The organism is Mesorhizobium kamtschaticum, assembly GCF_056174585.1.
Genome location: NZ_CM149691.1, coordinates 7101884 through 7121841, shown reverse-complemented (window position 1 = coordinate 7121841; position 19958 = coordinate 7101884). Strand labels below are relative to the sequence as shown.

Annotated in this window: 17 protein-coding genes and 1 tRNA gene; 11 read left to right on the top strand and 7 right to left on the bottom strand. The window is 62.9% G+C overall.

What is annotated here, in order from left to right:
* Positions 1–12: 12 nt before the first annotated feature.
* The 5 genes from AC0V7N_RS35025 to AC0V7N_RS35005 all read right to left on the bottom strand — a co-directional run bounded on the left by AC0V7N_RS35025 (position 13) and on the right by AC0V7N_RS35005 (position 2440).
* Positions 13–453, bottom strand: a complete 441-nt coding sequence (locus tag AC0V7N_RS35025) for a hypothetical protein (RefSeq protein WP_475453443.1) — start codon at positions 451–453, stop codon at positions 13–15.
* Positions 454–634: 181 nt separating this feature from the next.
* Positions 635–808 (bottom strand): hypothetical protein, encoded by a 174-nt coding sequence (locus AC0V7N_RS35020; RefSeq protein WP_475453441.1) that lies wholly within the window; start codon positions 806–808, stop codon positions 635–637.
* On the bottom strand, positions 805–1023 hold the full coding sequence (locus tag AC0V7N_RS35015; protein ID WP_475453440.1) for a hypothetical protein: 219 nt from the start codon (positions 1021–1023) through the stop codon (positions 805–807). The genes AC0V7N_RS35020 and AC0V7N_RS35015 overlap by 4 nt, the downstream gene beginning before the upstream one ends.
* A 142-nt stretch (positions 1024–1165) precedes the next feature.
* Positions 1166–1241: transfer RNA gene (locus AC0V7N_RS35010), tRNA-Phe, on the bottom strand.
* A gap of 326 nt (positions 1242–1567) precedes the next feature.
* The gene (locus AC0V7N_RS35005) at positions 1568–2440 is read right to left on the bottom strand and encodes a helix-turn-helix domain-containing protein (protein WP_027043409.1); all 873 of its coding nucleotides are present in this window, start codon (positions 2438–2440) and stop codon (positions 1568–1570) included.
* A 104-nt stretch (positions 2441–2544) separates the two neighbouring features.
* On the opposite strand from AC0V7N_RS35005, the gene AC0V7N_RS35000 reads away from it, so the two are divergent.
* From AC0V7N_RS35000 to AC0V7N_RS34980, 5 genes are all read left to right on the top strand, one after another.
* Positions 2545–3813: an ABC transporter substrate-binding protein gene (locus AC0V7N_RS35000; protein WP_475453438.1), complete on the top strand. Its 1269-nt coding sequence runs from the start codon at positions 2545–2547 to the stop codon at positions 3811–3813.
* A 133-nt stretch (positions 3814–3946) separates the two neighbouring features.
* Positions 3947–4807 (top strand): carbohydrate ABC transporter permease, encoded by an 861-nt coding sequence (locus tag AC0V7N_RS34995; RefSeq protein ID WP_475453436.1) that lies wholly within the window; start codon positions 3947–3949, stop codon positions 4805–4807.
* Positions 4804–5640: a carbohydrate ABC transporter permease gene (locus AC0V7N_RS34990; protein ID WP_172233994.1), complete on the top strand. Its 837-nt coding sequence runs from the start codon at positions 4804–4806 to the stop codon at positions 5638–5640. Before AC0V7N_RS34995 ends, AC0V7N_RS34990 begins: the two co-directional genes overlap by 4 nt.
* Positions 5641–5648: 8 nt before the next feature.
* Entirely contained in the window at positions 5649–6728 is a 1080-nt protein-coding gene (locus AC0V7N_RS34985; protein ID WP_475453435.1) for an ABC transporter ATP-binding protein, read from the top strand.
* 36 nt (positions 6729–6764) lie between these two features.
* Entirely contained in the window at positions 6765–8792 is a 2028-nt protein-coding gene (locus tag AC0V7N_RS34980) for an aldo/keto reductase (RefSeq protein ID WP_475453433.1), read from the top strand.
* Between the two features lie 22 nt (positions 8793–8814).
* Here the strand turns inward: AC0V7N_RS34980 and AC0V7N_RS34975 are convergent, their stop codons facing one another.
* A complete protein-coding gene (locus tag AC0V7N_RS34975) occupies positions 8815–9870 on the bottom strand; it encodes an AraC family ligand binding domain-containing protein (RefSeq protein WP_475453431.1) in 1056 nt (351 codons plus the stop codon).
* A gap of 66 nt (positions 9871–9936) precedes the next feature.
* Between AC0V7N_RS34975 and AC0V7N_RS34970 the strand changes: the two genes are divergently transcribed.
* The 6 genes from AC0V7N_RS34970 (at position 9937) to AC0V7N_RS34945 (ending at position 18917) form a co-directional block, all read left to right on the top strand.
* A complete protein-coding gene (locus AC0V7N_RS34970; RefSeq protein ID WP_496627620.1) occupies positions 9937–11403 on the top strand; it encodes an alpha-galactosidase in 1467 nt (488 codons plus the stop codon).
* A gap of 102 nt (positions 11404–11505) precedes the next feature.
* A complete protein-coding gene (locus tag AC0V7N_RS34965; protein ID WP_496627619.1) occupies positions 11506–13587 on the top strand; it encodes an ABC transporter substrate-binding protein in 2082 nt (693 codons plus the stop codon).
* Positions 13588–13701: 114 nt separating this feature from the next.
* Entirely contained in the window at positions 13702–14709 is a 1008-nt protein-coding gene (locus tag AC0V7N_RS34960; RefSeq protein WP_475453428.1) for an ABC transporter permease, read from the top strand.
* On the top strand, positions 14710–15849 hold the full coding sequence (locus AC0V7N_RS34955) for an ABC transporter permease (protein ID WP_475453426.1): 1140 nt from the start codon (positions 14710–14712) through the stop codon (positions 15847–15849).
* 10 nt (positions 15850–15859) lie between these two features.
* Positions 15860–17527, top strand: a complete 1668-nt coding sequence (locus tag AC0V7N_RS34950) for a dipeptide ABC transporter ATP-binding protein (protein ID WP_496627618.1) — start codon at positions 15860–15862, stop codon at positions 17525–17527.
* Positions 17528–17546: 19 nt separating this feature from the next.
* The gene (locus AC0V7N_RS34945; RefSeq protein WP_475453423.1) at positions 17547–18917 is read left to right on the top strand and encodes an alpha-glucosidase/alpha-galactosidase; all 1371 of its coding nucleotides are present in this window, start codon (positions 17547–17549) and stop codon (positions 18915–18917) included.
* 22 nt (positions 18918–18939) lie between these two features.
* Here AC0V7N_RS34945 and AC0V7N_RS34940 read toward each other — a convergent pair whose 3' ends face one another.
* A complete protein-coding gene (locus tag AC0V7N_RS34940; protein WP_475453422.1) occupies positions 18940–19941 on the bottom strand; it encodes an ABC transporter permease in 1002 nt (333 codons plus the stop codon).
* Between the last annotated feature and the right edge of the window lie 17 nt (positions 19942–19958).

Sequence of the window (19958 nt, the reverse complement as noted above, 5' to 3'; positions counted from 1 at the left end):
AGCCCGGGTTCCTTAGCTGGCGCGCGCCGGCGGCAGTTCGAACAGGTTGGCGCCATTCTCCTGGCCGCTTTCGACATAGCCGATAATGCCGAACCATCTGGCGACGTCAGGGCCTTGCAGCCAGCTGCGCGAGTGGATGGGAAGATTGCCGGCGAGCGCCTGGATGTGCCTGATGTGCCGCTTGCAGAAGCGCACCGTCGAGGCCCGGAAGAAATCCTCCTGGGCGGCAAACAGCGTATCGGCGGCGTCGCTGTTCTCATGCCAGGCGATGATCGCCACGGCCTTCTCGCCCTCGACAAGCGCGTGCGCCCGGCCTTCCTTCAAATTCATCATCAGATTGTCATAGGCAATCTTGCTGTCCTTGCCGGCCGCCGCGTATTCGTCCGACATCCGCTTGGACAGGCCGTGAAAGACATCCTCGAGATCCCCGAGCGTCGCTGCACGTGCTCTCATTTCACCTCCTGCAGCCCCACGGGAAGTTTGCCCTACGATGGAGGGGGCGCCAAGCAAATTGAATCCCGATGCGGCCCGGTGAGAGCAAAGTTGTTTCGTCAGACTACAGGCGGTGGTTCGGAGGGATCGGCAAACATTGGCAATCGGGTGCTAGGGGAGAAGGCTGACAGTCGGGACGCCGCTAATGCCGCTCGGCTATATTTGCCTCAGCCAGCTTTGCCAGCGCTTGCTCGACTTTCTGCGCCGAAGCGTCGGTGCGCTCGATGTGGCGCATCATCTGCCTGGCCAAATGCTCCAGCCTGGCGGCGCGATATACTTCGCCGTGCCTGGCGATCTCCGAGTGGGTCGCGATCATCGTGTAGAAGCCTTCTGGGCCGGCGGATCGATCTTCACCATCCGCCGTTTGGCCTCGCTCACCCGACGTTGAGCGGACCGTATCCGGCCGCACAACGCCAAGCTGATGCCGACACCGCACTCGTCTTCGAGCAACTCTTCGGCGCGTTCGAGATCGAGCTTTGCCCGGCCGACACTCTGACGAGCCTTGGCCAGTTCCATATCCAGCAGGTCCATTGTCCCGCTCCCATTGGTTGCGGTCCCTTCGCTTCGTTAACCGCTGACGATCGCGTTGGTTCCGACGACGGTTGATCACGAATGGCGCGGAGGGCGCCGATCACATATTCGAGGCAAGCGTTCGAATGTGTACGGGAGGGGATGGTGCCCAGAGGCGGATTCGAACCACCGACACGCGGATTTTCAGTCCGCTGCTCTACCAACTGAGCTATCTGGGCCTGTTCCGGCAAACGAAAACGCGTGAACCGGATTTCATCAAGGCGCCGTGGGGCACCCCTTGAAAGCGCGTGGGTTATAGCACGGGAATTCGGCCTGTCCAGCGCCTAGGTGGCGATTTCCGGCAGGAAAGAGAGGCTGTGGAAAGGGTGGCTTCATCAGGCGCTTTCATCGCCACAATGGCGCGCGGCCTGGCCCCTTTCGGCCCTTTGGCCTCCGTCTCGGCGCAGCCATGGCGCAGGGCAACTCCCGGGATCCGTCCTTAGCCGACGATCAGGATGCTGCAATGCATTCGCATCGACAGGCCAGCGGCAACGGGCTGTCGCCTCTACCTGGCGCTTGGCAGACCCTTGCGAAAATCGGAGGGGGTCATGCCGGCCAGCTTGCGGAAGGATTTGTTGAAGGCGCTGAGCGAGCCGAAGCCGGAGTCCATGGCGACGCGCAGCACATTGGCGTCCTGGTGCATCAACAGCGCCTGTGCGTAGCTTAGCCTCAGAAGGTTGACGTACTCGTTGAGCGTCATGCCGGTCGATTTCTTGAACAGGCTCATGGCGTATTTGGGATGGATGTCGGCGGCGGCCGCGATGTTCACGCAGTCGATGTCGTAGAGGAAATTCTCGGCGATGAAATCGCACATGCGCCCGACATTGCGTGACGATTGCTGGTCGAAGGGGCTGCCGGCTTCCTGCCCGGCCGCGGTTTCGGGCACCAGCCGGTAAGGCTCGAACCGCACCCGCTCCAGCCGCAGCAGGAGTTCGTTGACGGCGTGCTCAGCCTTGGCCGGATCGCCCGAGCGGGCATAGCGGTTCCAGCGGGCGAAATTGTCGTTGTCGGATTGATCGGTGGCGCCGGTCACCAGGGTCGCACCGGTCATCAGCCGGTGGCGCACATCGGCCGGCAGGTGCAGCCGGAAGAAATGCACCAGCGGCAGATGCGCGCCGGCATAGATGGCGTCGTCGCTGAGATCGTCCATCTGGTGCGGCAGGCCGCCCCAGAAGAAGCACATCTCGCCGGCCGAAAGGGAAATTTCGTGCTCGTTCATGCGGTAGTGCACGCTGCCGCGCACGATGAAATTCACCTCGACCTGGGCATGCCAATGCGGCTTGAGCATTACCAGCGGCGCGGTGTGAAACATCTGCAGGAGCAGTGGCAGGCCTTCCACGCTGCTGGCGCCTGGCTGGTAAAACGGCCGTTCCGGCATCTTACTTTCCGCCAATTCCGTATTCCCTTTGTCGGCGACAAGCCTTCCGCGCTGCATAGTCTAGCCACGCTCGCAGAGAGAGCAAATGAAATGGGAGGATTTCAATGCGCATCACACTGACATGCGCCGCGCTAGCGCTTGCCCTGGGCTCAGCCCCGGCCTTTGCGCAGTCCGGCGAAATCACCATCTGGAGCTGGAATGTCGCCGCATCGTCGCTGAAGGCGACGGTTGCCGGCTTCAACAAACTGCATCCCGACATCAAGGTCACCGTCCAGGATCTCGGCAACCAGCCGACCTACGACAAGTCGATCGCCGGCTGTGCCGCCGGCGGCGTCGGCCTGCCCGACATCGTCACCATCGAGAATGGCGAGGCCGAGAATTACTGGAGCCAGTTCCCTGACTGCTTCGTCGACCTGCACACGCTGGGCTACACGGCGGAAGACCAGAAGAAATTCCCCGATTTCAAACGCACCGAGCTCGAGGTCGGCGACAAGGCCTATGCCATGCCGTGGGATTCAGGCCCGGTCGCCGCCTTCTATCGCCGCGACTTCTACGAGAAGGCCGGCGTCGACCCGGCATCGATCAAGACCTGGGACGATTTCATCGCCGCCGGCAAGAAGATCCAGGCCGCCAATCCAGGCGTCTCGATGACCAATGCCGATTTCAACGGCGACAGCGAATTCTTCCGCATGATCTCCAACGAACAGGGCTGCGCCTATTTCGCCGAGGACGGCCAGTCGATAACGGTCAACCAGCCCAAATGCGTCGACGCCATGACCAAGGTCAAGGAAATGAAGGACGCCGGCATCGTCTCGTCCGCCGACTGGGGCACCAAGATCACCAACAACACAGCCGGCACCGTCGCCACCCAGGTCTATGGCGGCTGGTATGAAGGCACGATCCGCACCGAATCGGCCGGCGAAAACGGCAAATGGGGCGTTTATCTGATGCCGAGCCTCACCGCTGACGGCCCGCGTGCGGCCAATCTCGGCGGCTCGTCGCTGGCCATCACTTCGGCGTCGAAGAACAAGGAAGCGGCCTACGAGTACCTGAAATACACGCTCGGAACCAATGAAGGCCAGATCACCATGCTGAAGGAGTTCGGCCTCGTTCCCTCGCTGGTCTCGGCGCTGAACGATCCCTACGTCAGCCAAGGCCTGCCCTATTGGGGTGGCCAGGCGGTGTGGAAGGATATTCTGGGCACCTTGCCCAAGGTCGTCCCCAGCCGCGGCACGCAGTTCCAGAGCGATGCCGAAATCATCGTGCGCGCGGTGCAGACCAAGTACCTGGGCGGCGGCTATCCCGACGCCAAGGCAGCACTCGACGACGCCGCAAAACAGATCGCCGCAGCGACTGGATTGCCGGTGAAGTGAACCATTAGCTGCCTTCTCCCCGTTCACGGGGAGAAGGTGCCGGTAGGCGGATGAGGGGCGGCAGTGGCATCGACAATTGACGCCAGCTGCTAACAGGCGCGACACAATCAGGCACCAGAGAAGGAGGAGGAAGATGCGCAACCGCAACGCCACGGCCTATCGTTTCCTGGCGCCTTATCTGCTTATCTTTTCCGTCTTCTGGGTGTGGCCGATCATCTCCTCGTTCATGATCTCGTTCCAGGCGACACGCACCGTGCCCTGGCGCTTCGCGCCCGGCTTCAACTGGGGCCGGCTGATCGGCGATCCGGCCTTTTTCAACGCGCTGAAGAACACGTTGCTCATCCTCGTCATCCAGGTGCCGGTGATGATCGCACTGGCCATGGTGATGGCGGTGCTTCTGAACTCGCCGCTGCTGAAGGCGAGGGGTCTCTACCGCTTCGCCTTCTTCGCCCCGGTCGTGGTCGGCGAGGTCGCCTATTCGGCGGTGTTCCGGCTGATGTTCAGCCTCGATTTCGGCATCGTCAACAAGCTGTTGAATAGCGTCGGGCTGCCCAAGATCGACTGGTTTTCCAATGTCACGCCGGCCATGGCGCTGATCATGATCGCGGTCACCTGGCGCTGGGCCGGCTACAACGCCATCATCCTGCTGGCCGGGATGCAATCCATCCCAGAAGATGTCTACGAGGCGGCGACGCTGGACCGCGTCAGCAAGCTGAAGCAGTTCTTCTACATCACGCTGCCGCTGTTGAAGCCGGTCATCGTGTTTTGCCTGGTGCTGTCGATCATCGGCACCATGCAATTGTTCACCGAGCCCTTCCTGATCACCGAGCGCGGCGGACCGGGCGGCGGCACCGAGACGCTCGGCCTGCTGCTCTACCGCCAGGGGTTCCGGTCGCTCAATTTCGGTTATGCCTCGGCCGTCGCCTACACCATGGCGGGGTTGGCGATTGCCATCACGCTGATCCAGCTGTGGCTGACGAGGGAAAAGCAATGAGTTCGCTCTCCTCTGCCAGGCTGAGACGCAGCATCGCCCTGCATCTTTTCCTCACCCCGCTGGCGCTGATCTGGCTGTTCCCGCTGTGGATGATGGTGGTGTTCTCGACGATGCCCGACAACGGCATTTTCAGCCCTGGCATCGAACTCCTGCCGCACGGCAATTTCGTCGACAATTTCAACAATCTGCAGCGCGATACCAACTTTGTCGGCGCCATCGGCATCTCCGTTTCCGTGGCGGTGACCTACACCGTCCTCTCGGTGCTGCTGACGTCGATGGCCGGCTGGGCGCTGGCACGCTACCAGTTCTTCGGCAAAGGCGTGGTCGTCGGCATCATCTTCGGCACCATCACGCTGCCCTATGCCGTGGTGCTGATCCCGCAATTCATCATGGTGGCGCGCGATTTCCAGCTCGCCAACACCTGGGTGGCGCTGATCGTGCCACCGCTGTTCAATTCGCTCGGCGTGCTGTTCATGCGGCAAAGTTTTTCGATGATGCCGGACGATCTGTTCGACGCCGCGCGCGTCGAAGGCGTGAAGGAATGGCGCATCTTCCTCTTCGTCGCGCTGCCTTTGGCGCGGCCGATGCTGGCCGCACTCGCCATCATCCTGTTCCTCGCCTCCTGGAACAATTATCTCTGGCCGCTTTTGATCAACAGCCAGCCCGGCTCGATGACGGCACCGGTGGCGCTCGGCACGCTGATCGGCCTCACCAAGGTTTCCTGGGGCGGCATCATGGCGGGCGCCGTGATGCTGACCGTGCCGATGCTCATCGTCTTCGTGCTCCTGCAGCGCCATTTCATCGCCGGCATCGCCGCCGGCGCAGTCAAGTAAGAGGCAGCATGGCGACCGTCACACTCAACAATGTCGTCAAGCGTTTCGGCGCTTTCGAAGTCGTCCATGGCGCCAACATCGACATCAAGGATGGCGAGTTCGTCGTCTTCGTCGGCCCGTCCGGCTGCGGCAAGTCCACCTTGCTCAGGATGATCGCCGGGCTCGAGGACATCAGCGGTGGCGAGATCGCCATCGGCGGCAAGCTGGTCAACGATGTCGAGCCGGCCGACCGCGGCATCGCCATGGTCTTCCAGTCCTACGCGCTCTATCCGCATATGAGCGTCGAACAGAACCTCTCCTTCGGGCTGCGCATGACCGGCAATCCCAAGGCCGACACCGACCGGCGGGTGAAGCGCGCGGCCGAGATCCTGCGCATCAGCGAATTGATGGACCGGCGCCCGAAGAAACTTTCCGGCGGCCAGCGCCAGCGCGTCGCCATCGGCCGCGCCATCGTGCGCGAGCCGCAAGTATTCCTGTTCGACGAGCCGCTCTCCAATCTCGACGCCGAACTGCGCGTCCAGATGCGGGTCGAGATTTCGCGCCTGCATAAGGAACTTGGCGCCACGATGATCTACGTCACGCACGACCAGACCGAGGCAATGACGCTCGCCGACCGCATAGTCGTGCTGCGCGCCGGCCACATCGAGCAGATCGGTCGGCCGCTCGATCTCTATGACGATCCCGACAATCTGTTCGTGGCCGGTTTTGTCGGCTCGCCGAAGATGAACTTCATCAAGGCGCAAATCGTCGGGCACGATGCGCGTGGTGTCGTGGTCGAGTTGGCGGGCCAGGAGAAGACCCGTATCACCCAGCCGCTGACCGCCGCTGCGCCAGAGCCGGGCAGCAAGGTCATCGTCGGTGTGCGGCCCGAGCATTTCGGCGGTGCCGGGGAGGGCGACACCGACCTTGTCGTGACCATCGACGTGGTCGAGCACCTCGGCGGCACGAGCTTTCTCTACGCCCGGACGGCCCATGGCGAAGACGTGGTGATCCAGCGCGACGCGGCGAAGGTTCCCACCACCTCCGAGGTCACCGTTTCCATCCGCAAATCCTACCTGTTCGACGAAAAGGGGCTGCGGCTGCGCTGACCGGGCCGTCCCCATCCAGACTTCAAGGAGAATGACATGACTGCAACCACGCCCATTCGCTGGGGGATTCTCGGCCCGGGCAGTATCGCCCAGGCCTTCGCCGGCGGCGTGGCCGCTTCGCGCACCGGAAAATTGGTGGCCATCGGCGCGCGCAATCCCGCCAAGCCGGGCCTCGCCGAGAAATTTCCCGGAGCCCGCATCGTCGACGGTTATGAAGCGCTGCTTGCCGATCCCGACATCGATGCCGTCTACATCGCGGTTCCGCATCCCGGCCACGCGCAATGGGCGATCCGGGCGGCGGAAGCGGGCAAGCATGTGCTGTGCGAAAAGCCGCTGGCGCTGACCGCCTTCGAGGCCGACGCCATGATCCATGCCGCGCGCAAGGCCGGCACCTTTCTGGGCGAAGCCTTCATGTACCGGCTGCACCCGCAGACGCTGAAGCTGGTGGAGCTGATCAAGTCGGGCGTCATCGGCGAGATCCGCATGATCAAATCGAGCTTCGGCTTCGCCATGCCGCGCTTCATGCCGGAGCACCGGCTCTACGCCAACGATTTCGCCGGCGGCGGCATCCTCGATGTCGGCGGCTATACCGTCTCCATGGTGCGGCTGATTGCCGGGGCGGCATCGGGAAAACCCTTCGCCGAACCGGACAAGGTGGTCGGCACCGCCCATCTTGGCCAGTCCGGCGTCGACGAGTGGGCCTCAGCACTGCTGCATTTTCCCGGCGGCATCGTCGCCGAGGTCTCCTGCAGCATCTCGCTCAACCAGGACAATGTCCTGCGCATCTTCGGCACCAAGGGCCGCATCGAAGTGCCGGACTTCTGGTTTGCCGGGGGAAATCGCGATGTCGGCCTCGGCCGGATCGACGTGATCGGCGCCGATGGCTCGCGCGAGACGATCAGCGTCGACGAAAAGCGCCATGTCTATTCCTTCGAGGTCGACGGCGCCGGCGAGGCCATCCTTGCCGGTGGCCAAGAATTCGCCTGGCCGGGTATGGGCTGGGCCGACAGTCTCGGCACCTTGCGCGTGCTGGACAGATGGCGCGCCGCGGTCGGGCTGGAATACGAGATCGAAAAGACCTCGCTGCGCACCAACACCATCTCCGGCCGACCACTGCGGTCGGGCGGCACGGCGATAGGCAAGCGCGTCATTCCGGGCCTGGCGAAACCAGCGTCCGTCGTGGCGCTCGGCTTCGAGGATTTCCGTACGTTCTCCTCGGGTTCGATCCTGCTCGATGCCTTCTTCGAGGCCGGCGGCAACCTCTTCGACACCGGCTATGTCTACGGCGCCGGCTACACCGAAAAGCTGCTTGGCGAATGGCTGAAAAACCGTGGCGTGCGCGAGCAGTCGGTGATCATCGCCAAGGGTGCGCATTCGCCGCTCTGCTATCCCGACGTGATTGGCAAGCAGCTTGCCCAGTCGCTCGACCGGCTGCAGACCGACCATGTCGATATCTATTTCATGCACCGCGACAATCCGGACGTGCCGGTCGGCGAATTCGTCGATGCCATGGATCGTGAGGCGAGGGCTGGCCGCATCCGTGGCCCGTTCGGTGGCTCGAACTGGACGATGCAGCGCATGGACGAGGCGATTGCCTATGCGCAGCGCACCGGCAAGCAGAAGCCCGGCGCGCTCTCCAACAACTTTTCGCTGGCCGAAATGCTGGAGCCGATCTGGGCGGGTTGTGTCACCTCGTCCACCGACGACTGGAAAGTCTGGCTTACCGCGCGGCAAATGCCGAATTTTGCCTGGTCGAGCCAGGGACGCGGCTTCTTCACCGACCGCGCCGGGCGCGACAGGCGCGACAGCGAGGAACTGGTGCGGGTCTGGTATTCCGAGCGCAATTTCGGCCGCCGCGACCGCGCGATCGAGCTCGCCGCCAGACTGCGCAAGAGCCCGATCCACATTGCGCTGGCCTATGTGCTCAACCAGCCTTTCCCGTCGGTTCCATTGATCGGGCCACGCACGCTGGGTGAGCTCGACGACAGCCTGCGTGCCCTCGACATCAAGCTTTCACCGGCCGATCTCGAATGGCTGGACGGCGGCAGCCTGCACGCGGCCTGACAAGCAAGGCCTCAAGGCGGCGTCAGGTCTCGTTATCAGGCATCCTGACGCCGCGCCTGGCCGGGGTCCGCAGATTGGCATACATGCCGGTAGTGCGGAATTGGCTGGGCGTCGTGCCATAGAGACGTCGGAACACCTTCGAAAAATAGTTCGCATCCTCGAAGCCGCACAGGATGGCGACTTCCTTCACCGGCAGGAAGTCCGCCTTGGTCAACAGCTTCGCTGCCCGCTGCAGGCGCTGCTGCAGCACGAATTCGGCCGGCGGCAGGCCTTCGCTCTCGGCGAAGCAGCGCGAGAAATGGGCGCGGCTGAGCCCGCTGATCTGAACGAGGTCCGCCACCGGCAGCGGCTTGTCGAGATTGGCGTTGATATGGTCGATGACCGGGTGCATGGCGCTCTGTTTCTCGGCAAAGGCATGCGAGCCGAAGACATCGTCATAGAGCGCCATCGCCGCCTCGTAGGCGATTGCCGAAGCGGCACCCGGCGACGCCGCCCCCTTGACGAGACGCAGGCTGCAATCGGCAAGGTGATCGACCGTCGCCGGCTGCAGCCGGAACACCGGACCGGAGACGCTGAGGATCGATTTGTGGATGCGCAGCGCCTCCTCGCCATTCATCGAAATCCAGAAATATTCCCAGCGCTCGTCCCGGGCCAGCCAGTAGCGGTGGTTGTGCGGCACCAGCACCAGCAGCGTGTCGTTCGCTTGCAGGCGATAATTTCGGTTCTCGTAGCGCAACTGGCCGGTTCCGCTGATCGTGTGCTGGAGCACGGTGAACGGCGTCTGCCCGCGTTTGCGCCCGTCCCAGTCATAGATCTCGTCCTCGCGCACCTCATAGCCGGTGCTCGTCGGCATGGCATGCAGGCGCTGGCGGCCGCGCGGCAGCGAGATCGTCCGCATCGACTGTCCGTTGGCGATCAAATCCTGCAGCACAAAATTACCCTTGAAAGCATAATCCTTCTCTGGTCGCGCTCGTGAATAAGGGCATAATCCCCCTCGAAAAGCGAGAGAGATCCGCAGGCGAGGAGCGGACAGGGAGGTTGGCAGGCCGGAATCCGGCTTGTCGCGCACACATGTCATGGCATGTGGCTGCAACCCACCCCTGTCATTCCCGGCCTGTCATGAGAGTAAGATGAGGTGCGGTTGATGAGTTTCAAAATCGCTATCATCGGTGCGGGCAGCGTCGGATTCACCAAGAAACTGTTCACCGACATCCTGTGCGTGCCTGAATTCAAGGATATCGAATTCGCGCTGACCGACCTCAGCGAGCACAATCTTGGAATGATCAAGGCGATCCTCGACAGGATCGTCGAGGCGAACGGATTGCCGACAAAAGTGACGGCGACGACCGATCGCCGCAAGGCACTGGAAGGCGCGCGCTATGTCATCAGCTGCGTGCGGGTCGGCGGCCTCGAGGCCTATGCTGACGACATCCGCATTCCGCTGAAATATGGCATCGACCAATGTGTCGGCGACACGATCTGCGCCGGCGGCATCCTCTATGGCCAGCGCAACATCCCGGTCATCCTCGATTTCTGCAAGGATATCCGCGAGGTCGCCGCGACCGGCGCCAAATTCCTCAACTACGCCAACCCGATGGCGATGAACACCTGGGCGGCGATCGAATATGGCAAGGTCGACACGGTCGGGCTCTGCCACGGTGTCCAGCACGGCGCCGAGCAGATCGCCGAGGTGCTTGGTGCGAAGTCCAGGCACGAGCTCGACTATGTCTGTTCCGGCATCAATCACCAGACCTGGTTCATCGATTTGCGGCTGAACGGCCGCAAGATCGGCAAGGACGAGCTGATTGCCGCCTTCGAGGCGCATCCTGTCTATTCGCAGCAGGAGAAGCTGCGCATCGACGTCTTGAAGCGCTTCGGCGTCTATTCGACCGAAAGCAACGGCCATCTGTCCGAATATCTGCCCTGGTACCGCAAGCGGCCCGACGAGATCACACGCTGGATCGACATGTCGGACTGGATCCATGGTGAGACCGGCGGCTACCTCCGCTACTCCACCGAAACCCGCAACTGGTTCGAGACCGAGTATCCGCAATTCCTCGAAGCGGCGTCGAAGCCGATCGATCCGGCAAAGCGCTCCAACGAGCATGCCAGCCATATATTGGAGGCGCTGGAGACCAACCGCGTCTATCGCGGCCACTTCAACGTCAAGAACGATGGCGTGATCACCAATTTGCCGCAGGACGCCATCATCGAATCGCCCGGCTACGTCGACCGCTTCGGCATCAACATGGCTGCCGGCATCACGCTGCCGGAAGCCTGTGCCGCCACCTGCATCGCCTCGATCAACGTCCAGCGCATGTCGGTGCATGCCGCGATATCAGGTGACATTGATCTCTTGAAGCTCGCCGTGCTGCATGACCCGCTGGTCGGCGCGGTGTCGACGCCGGAGGAAGTCTGGCAGATGGTCGACGAAATGGTCGTCGCCCAGGCCGCCTGGCTGCCGCAATACGCGCATGCGGTTCCGGCCGCCAAGGAGCGGCTGTCGAAATCGCAGGTGAAGACCCGTGAATGGGCCGGTGCCGCGCGGCGAAACGTGCGCTCGATCGAGGAATTGCGCGCCGAAAAGGCCGCGTTGAAACAGGCCGGCTAAACCTCGGGCGCAGCGACGGACCTTGGGAGGCAGGTCCGCTGCAATCAGCCGTCCGGGCGGAAGAAGAGCAGCAGCAGATATCTGAACACGAGGGAGGAGATAATGAGGAATCTACGCAGCATTGGCATTGCCGTCGGACTGGCGCTGAGCGTCTCCGTTCCGGCACTCAACGCTTTCGCTTCCGAACCGACGGTCCCGCCGACGCCGGCGACATTTCCGGCCGAGGGCAAGATCAAGTTCGTGGCGCGCGACTCCATCCTGGAGTTCAAGGCGCTATCAGAATATCACGAGCCGGACTGGGTGACCGAAAAGTACGTCAAGACCGGCAAGCTGCCGCCGGTGAAGGACAGGCTGCCGAAGGAGCCGCTGGTCTTCAAGACGGCCAACATGCCTGATGGCATCGGCGTCTATGGCGACACGATGCGCAATGTCATCGGTGGACGGCCGGAAGGCTGGAACTATGGCGCCGGCCAGACGCAAGGCTGGGGCGGCATCGATATCGGCCTCTCCGAATGCCTGACGCGCACCGCGCCACTGTTCCAGGTCGAAGCCAAGGATACCGAGCCGCTGCCGAACCTGGCCAAAAGCTGGGACTGGTCGAAGGACGGCCACAAGCTGACCATGCATCTGATCGAGGGCGCCAAATGGTCTGATGGCGTTGCCTTCAACGCCGACGATGTCATGTTCTACTGGGATGACGAGGTCGTCGACCCGAATGTCTCGCCGCTCAACGGCGCGACGCAGGAAACCTTCGGCGTCGGCACGACGCTGAAGAAGATCGACGACTACACCGTCGAGTGGGCCTTCAAGGACGCCTTCCCGAAACAGTACCTCTACGCCATGGCCTACGGCACCTTCTGCCCTGGCCCCGCGCACATATTGAAGCCGCAACACCCGAAATATTCGAAGAACACCTACGACCAGTTCAAGAACGCCTTCCCGCCGGAATATATGAACATGCCGGTGATGGGCGCCTGGGTGCCGGTCGAGTATCGCGCGGACGACATCGTCGTCATGCGCCGCAACCCCTATTATTGGAAGGTCGACGAGAAGGGCAACCAGCTGCCTTATCTCAACGAGCTGCAGTACAAGCTGTCGACCTGGGCAGATCGCGACGTCCAGGCGGTGGCCGGCTCGGGCGACTTCTCCAATTTGGAGCAGCCGGAAAACTTCGTCGCCTCGCTGAAGCGTGCGGCGGAGGCGAACGCGCCGGCACGGCTCGCCTTCGGACCACGGCTCATCGGCTACAATCTGCGCCTGAACTATTCAGCCAATGGCTGGGGCAACCCGGACGAGCGCAGCCAGGCGGTCCGCGAGCTGAACCGCAACGAGGACTTCCGCAAGGCCGTCACCATGGCGCTTGACCGCAAGGCGCTGGGCGATTCCCTCGTCAAGGGCCCGTTCACCGCCATCTACCCCGGCGGCTTCTCCTCGGGCACCAGCTTCTATGACCGCAAGTCCACCGTCTACTATCCCTTCGACCTCGCGGGCGCCAAGGCGGAACTTGCCAAGGCCGGCCTCAAGGATACGGACGGCGATGGTTTCGTGAACTTCCCGGCCGGCACCGCCGGCGGCAAGAACGTCGAGATCGTCATGCTGGTCAACAACGACTACGGCACCGACAAGAGCCTCGGCGAGGGTGTCGTCGCCCAGATGGAAAAGCTCGGGCTGCGGGTCGTGCTCAACGGCCTCAACGGCACCCAGCGCGATGCTTCGCAATATTCCGGCCGCTTCGACTGGCTGATCCGGCGCAACGACCAGGAACTGACCTCGGTCGTGCAGAACACCGAACAGCTCGCGCCCGTCGGCCCGAAGACCAGTTGGAACCACCGCGCGCCGGAAAGCGGCGAGGTTGACTTGATGCCTTTCGAAAAAGACCTCGTCGACATCGTCAACAAGTTTGTCGCGTCGGAGGACAATGACAAACGCGCCAGCCTGATGAGAGACTTCCAGAAGATCTCGACCGAACATGTCTACAATGTCGGCCTGACCGAATATCCCGGTGCGCTGATCGTCAACAAGCGCTTCTCGAACATTCCGCAGGGCACGCCGATCTTCATGTTCAACTGGGCCGAGGATTCGATCATCCGCGAACGCGTCTTCGTCGCGGCCGACAAGCAGGCGAAATTCGAATTGTTCCCGCAGGAGCTTCCAGGCAAGCCTGGAGACAAGGGGCCGATGTAAGTTTACCTCCCCTGACCAAGAGACCCGGCCGCGCTGCTGGCGCGGCCGGGTGAAACCAACCCTCCGAACGGCCCTCAAAGGGAGCGTCCGGCGAAATGAGGAAGCGGACCGACCATGCTGCGATTCCTGGCTATGCGCATAGCGTCGGCAATACCGGTCCTCGCAATCCTGAGCCTCGTCACTTTCGCCATCATCCAGGCGCCGCCCGGCGACTATGCCGACTACATCCGCTCGCAGCTGATCAACCAGGGCGGCGCGTCCTTCGCCGAGGCCGATGCGCAGGCGCAGGCCTATCGGGTCGAGCACGGCCTCGATAAGCCGCTGCCCGTCCAGTATCTCAACTGGATCGGCGGCATCGTCACCCGCGGCGATTTCGGCTACAGCCTCTACTACAACAAGCCGGTGGCCGACGTCGTCGGCGAGCGCCTGCCGCGCACGCTGCTCCTGGCGCTGGTCTGCCATATCCTCGCCTCGGTGCTGGGCATCACCTTCGGCATATGGGCGGCGATCCGGCAGTACACCTGGATCGACACGACGCTGTCGGCCATCTCCTTCCTCGGCATGACGGTGCCGCGCTTCCTGATGGCGCTGATCATCGTCTATCTGCTGGTCTTCCAGTTCAACGTTTCGGAGATCGGCTCATTCTTCTCGCCGCAATATGGCGGCGCGCCATGGTCGTGGGCGAAGTTCGTCGACCTGGTCAAGCATGTCTGGCCGGTGGTGGCGATCGCCACCTTCGGCGGCCTCGCCTACAATATGCGCGTCATGCGCGGCAATCTGCTGGATACGCTCAACGCCCAATATGTCGAGACGGCGAGGGCCAAGGGTCTGACCGGCAGCGCCGTCGTCATGCGCCATGCCGTGCCCAATGCGCTGCATCCGCTCGTCATGTATCAGGGCGTGGTGCTACCCTACATGCTCACCGGCGAGATCGAGACGGCGATCATCTTCGCGCTGCCGACCGTCGGCCCGGCGGTTGTCGGCTCGATGGCGGTCGGCGATGTCTATGTCACCGCCACCTTCATGATGGTGCTGGCGGCGACGCTGATCGTCGGCAACATCATCGCCGACATGCTGCTCGTCCTGCTTGACCCGCGCATCCGCCAATACGGAGAGAGCTAGATGCTGGCGCGCGATCCATCACCGCCACCCTTGCCGGCAGAAGGCCCCATCGTCGTCAAACCGGCGCGCGGCAATGAGAGCTACATGGCGCTGGTCTGGCGCCGGCTGAAGCGCTCCTGGACCGGCATGGCCGGGCTCTGGCTCGTCGTGCTGCTGCTGGTGATGGCCGTGTTCGCCGAGTTCCTGGCACCGATGGACCCGAAGGCGACCGATGTCGGCTTCGCGCCGCCGCAATTGCCGTCCTTCCACGACAAGGACGGCAATTTCGTCGCGCGGCCGCGGGTCTATGCGCTGGCCGATTCGGCCGACCTCGATCCGGTCACCTTCCAGCCCGTCGTCGGCCCCGACTACGACCATCCGAGATTGCTCGGCTTCTTTGTCGAGGGCGCGCCCTACAAGCTCTTCGGGCTGATCCCGGCGGACCGGCATTTCTTCGCCTCGACGGATGGCCAGCCAGTGCATTTCCTCGGCACCGACAAGTTCGGCCGCGATGTGCTGTCGCGCGCCATTCACGGTTCGCGCGTCTCGCTGATGATCGCGCTGACGGTGGTCTTCATCATCACCGTCATCGGCACCACCGTCGGCATGGTCTCCGGCTATTTCGGCGGCAGTTTCGACGTCTGGATGCAGCGCTTCGTCGAACTGGTGCTCGCCTTCCCGCAACTGCCGCTCTATCTGGCGCTGACGACGCTGATCCCGGTCACCGCGCCGACGAATGTCTTCCTCGCCTTCGTCATCATCGTCATGTCGGCTCTGGGCTGGGCGCAAATGTCGCGTGAGGTGCGCGGCAAGACGCTGGCGCTGGCGCGCATCGAATATGTGCGCGCCGCCATGGCGGTCGGCGCCACGGACCGGCGCATCATCCTGCAGCACATCTTGCCCAATGTGATGAGCCACGTGATCGTCGCGGTCACCTTGGCAATCCCGACCGTGGTGCTGCTCGAATGCTTCCTCGGGTTCCTCGGCTTCGCGGTCAAGCCGCCGCTGATCTCCTGGGGCCTGATGCTGCAGGACACCGCAACCTATTCCGTCATCGGCACCTATCCTTGGATCCTGTCGCCGGTCGGTTTCGTCCTAGCCACCGTTTTTGCTTTCAACGCGCTGGGCGACGGCCTGCGCGATGCCGTCGATCCGTATTGAGGTGGCTGGGATGACCGTCGTACTCGCCGAGTCCTTCGCACCCACCGTTCGTCATGACCATGACGGGCGCCAGGACCAGCCCATCATCGATGCCCGCAACATCGAGGTCGCCTTCAAGGTCGAACACGGCGTCGTCGAAGCGGTCAAGGACATCTCGTTCCAGCTCTATCGCGGCGAGACGATCGCCATCGTCGGCGAGTCCGGTTCCGGCAAGTCGGTGACGGCGCGCGCCGTCATGGGGCTCTTGTCCAGGCGGGCCACCATGTCGCCGAGATCGAGCATCTGTTACGACAGCCAGAACATCCTGAAATTCCCCGAGAGCGAGCGGCGCAAGCTGCGCGGCAACCGTATCTCGATGATCTTCCAGGAGCCGATGAGCTCGCTCAACCCGATCTATACGGTCGGCAGTCAGATCGTCGAGGCGATCAGGGTGCACCGCAAGGTGAGCCGCAAGGCGGCCTGGGCACGGGCGCTCGACCTGCTGCGGCATGTGCAGATCCCCGAGCCTGAGGCGCGGCTCAAGCAATACCCGCACCAGCTCTCGGGCGGTCAGCGCCAGCGCGTGATGATCGCCATGGCGCTCGCCAACAATCCCGACGTCTTGATCGCCGACGAGCCGACCACCGCGCTCGACGTCACCGTCCAGGCGCAGATCCTCAACCTGATCCGCAATCTGCAGAAAGAGCTGCGGATGGCGGTGATCCTGATCACCCACGACCTCACCGTGGTGCGCAAATTCTCCGACTACGTCTATGTCATGCAGCATGGCGAGATGTGCGAGCACAACGTCACCGAACGGCTGTTCGCCGATCCGCAGCATCCCTACACCAGGCGGCTGCTTGCCTCTGAGCCGCGCGGCCGGCCGCAGCCACTGCCGGAGGGCAGCGGCACCATTCTCGAAGCGAGTGGCGTGCGCGTCTGCTTCATGCTGCGCCATGGCAGCTTCCTGAAGCCGGATTGGCGCGAGCTGGTCGCGGTCGACGATCTCGGCCTCAATCTTTGCCGCCACGAGACGCTGGGGCTGGTCGGCGAGTCCGGTTCCGGCAAGACCACCTTCGGCCAGGCGCTGCTGAGATTGACCGACGCCAAGCGCGGCGAGATCCGTTTCGACGGCAAGCCGATCCACGGCCTGTCGCGCAACGAGATGCGGCCGTTTCGCTCGCGCATGCAGATCGTCTTCCAGGATCCGTTCTCATCGCTCAACCCGCGCATGACGATCGGCCAGATCATCGAGGAAGGGCTGATCGTCAACAGCATCGGCGCGACGCGGGCCGAGCGGGTCGACCGGGTGCGCGAGGCGCTGGTCAGCGCCGGCATGCCTGGCGATATTCTGTCGCGCTTTCCCCACGAATTCTCCGGCGGCCAGCGGCAGCGCGTCGCCATCGCCCGCGCCATCGCGCTCGAACCCGAATTCATCCTGCTCGACGAGCCGACATCAGCGCTCGACCTGTCAGTTCAGGCGCAAATCATTGACTTGCTGCGCAAGCTGCAGGACGAGCGCGGTCTGAGCTACCTCTTCATTTCGCACGACCTTAAAGTGGTGCGCGCGCTGTGCCACCGCGTCATCGTCATGCAGCACGGCAAGATCGTCGAGCAGGGACCCGTCGACGAGGTCCTCACCAATCCCAAGACCGCCTACACCGAACGGCTCGTCCGAGCCGCTTTCGACGTGGCCTGAACATATGCCGGAGACCAGCATGGCAAGACATCCCAGGATCACTTTCATCGGCGCCGGCTCGACCGTGTTCATGAAGAACATTGTCGGCGACGTGCTGCAACGGCCAGCACTTTCGGGCGCGACGATCGCGCTGATGGATATCAACCCGCAGCGCCTCGAAGAGAGCGCCATCGTCGTCAACAAGCTGATCGCGACGCTTGGCGTCAAGGCAAAGGCCGAGACCTATTCCGACCAGCGCAAGGCACTGACAGGGGCGGATTTCGTCGTCGTTGCCTTCCAGATCGGCGGCTACGAGCCCTGCACGGTCACCGATTTCGAGGTGCCGAAGAAATACGGCCTGCGCCAGACGATCGCCGATACGCTCGGCGTCGGCGGCATCATGCGTGGCCTCAGAACCGTGCCGCATCTGTGGAAGATCTGCGAGGACATGCTCGCCGTCTGCCCCGAAGCGATCATGCTGCAATATGTCAACCCGATGGCGATCAACACCTGGGCGATATCGGAGAAATATCCCGAGATCAGGCAGGTCGGCCTCTGCCATTCGGTGCAGGGCACGGCAATGGAGCTGGCGCACGATCTCGACCTTCCCTACGACCAGATCCGCTATCGCTCGGCCGGCATCAACCACATGGCCTTTTATCTGAAATTCGAGCATCGCCAGCCGGACAGCTCCTACCGCGACCTCTATCCAGACCTCGTGCGTGCCTATCGCGAAGGGCGCGCGCCCAAGCCGGGCTGGAATCCGCGCTGCCCCAACAAGGTGCGCTACGAGATGCTGACAAGGCTCGGCTATTTCGTCACCGAAAGCTCGGAGCATTTCGCCGAATACACGCCCTATTTCATCAAGGAAGGTCGCCCCGATCTGATCGAGAAATACGGCATCCCGCTCGACGAATATCCCAAGCGCTGCATCGAACAGATCGAGCGTTGGAAAGACCAGGCACAGGCCTATCGTTCGGCCCAGCGCATCGAGGTCGAGGAGTCCCGGGAATATGCCTCCTCGATCATGAATTCGATCTGGACGGGCGAACCCTCGGTGATCTACGGCAATGTCCGCAACAATGGCTGCATCACCTCGCTGCCCCGCGACTGCGCCGCCGAGGTGCCGTGCCTGGTCGATGCCTCCGGCATCCAGCCGACCTATATTGGCGACCTGCCGCCGCAACTGACGGCGCTGATCCGCACCAACATCAACGTCCAGGAGCTGACGGTGCGGGCGCTGATGAGCGAGAACCGCGAGCACATCTACCATGCGGCGATGATGGACCCCCACACGGCAGCCGAGCTCGATCTCGACCAGATCTGGTCACTGGTCGACGACCTTCTCGCCGCCCACGGCGACTGGCTGCCGGCCTGGGCGCGTGTGAGCCGCAAGACCCACGCGGCCTGATCGGAGCAACTCCAGGAAAGCCTCACCGGCGGCGCTTGTACAGACGTTCCCTGCGCAGGTGATCGACCGCCACTGCGCAGATGAGGATCGCGCCGATGATGATGCTGTTGTACTGCGGCGGCACGCTGGCGACGATGAGGGCGTTGTCGATCGCCGATAGCAAGAGAGCTCCAACGGCAACGCCGGTGATTGTCCCCAAGCCTCCAAGCAAGCTTATCCCGCCAATAAGCACGGCCGTTACGACCGAGAGTGTGACCGAGGGCCCCCCCGCGGCAACCTGGCCACTTCCAACGCGCGCCGCGTAGATGACGCCGGCAAGGCCGGCGGTCGCGCCGGCGGTGACGTATAGGATCGTATCGAGCCTGTTGACCTTGAGACCGTTGGCGATGGCGGCTTTGCGATTGCCACCCAGCGCCCGTGTCTCGACACCGAACGGCGTCTGCTCGAGCAGGAACCAGAAGAGCAGCCCCAGCGCGATGGCATAGAGAACGATGTAAGGTATGCCGAGCATTGCCCCCTGACCCAGGGCCTGAAACGTTTCGGGCAGCGGGACAATGTCCTCTCCGCCAGTGAACTGGACACATAGCCCGCCGACGATGAAGAATGTGCCGAGCGTCGCTATGATCGGAGGCACGTGCAGCCGCTCGATGATCACGCTGTTGACGTATCCGACAGCGGCACCAGCCGCCACTCCCGCCAGGACGGCGAGTGGCCAAGGCGCGCCCCACACCAGCAACCACGCGCAGACGATGCCGCCAAGCGTAAAGACGGCACCCACGGAGAAATCGAGCCCGCCTCCGATCATGAGCAGTGAAGCACCGCAGCCCATGACGAAATAGATCACCGCCGCGCGGGCGATGTCGGTGAGATTTGCCGGGTTGAGGAATGCGGGGTTGCGAAGACTGGCAATGATTGCAACTACCACGATGACTGCCAGCAATGTCGTTTCCTGGCGCAACATCAGTGTCGACAGGACACTTTGCGAGGATGCCGAAGATTGGTGTTTTGCCTGCTCGCTGGCCACGGTTCTGGTTCCCCCTC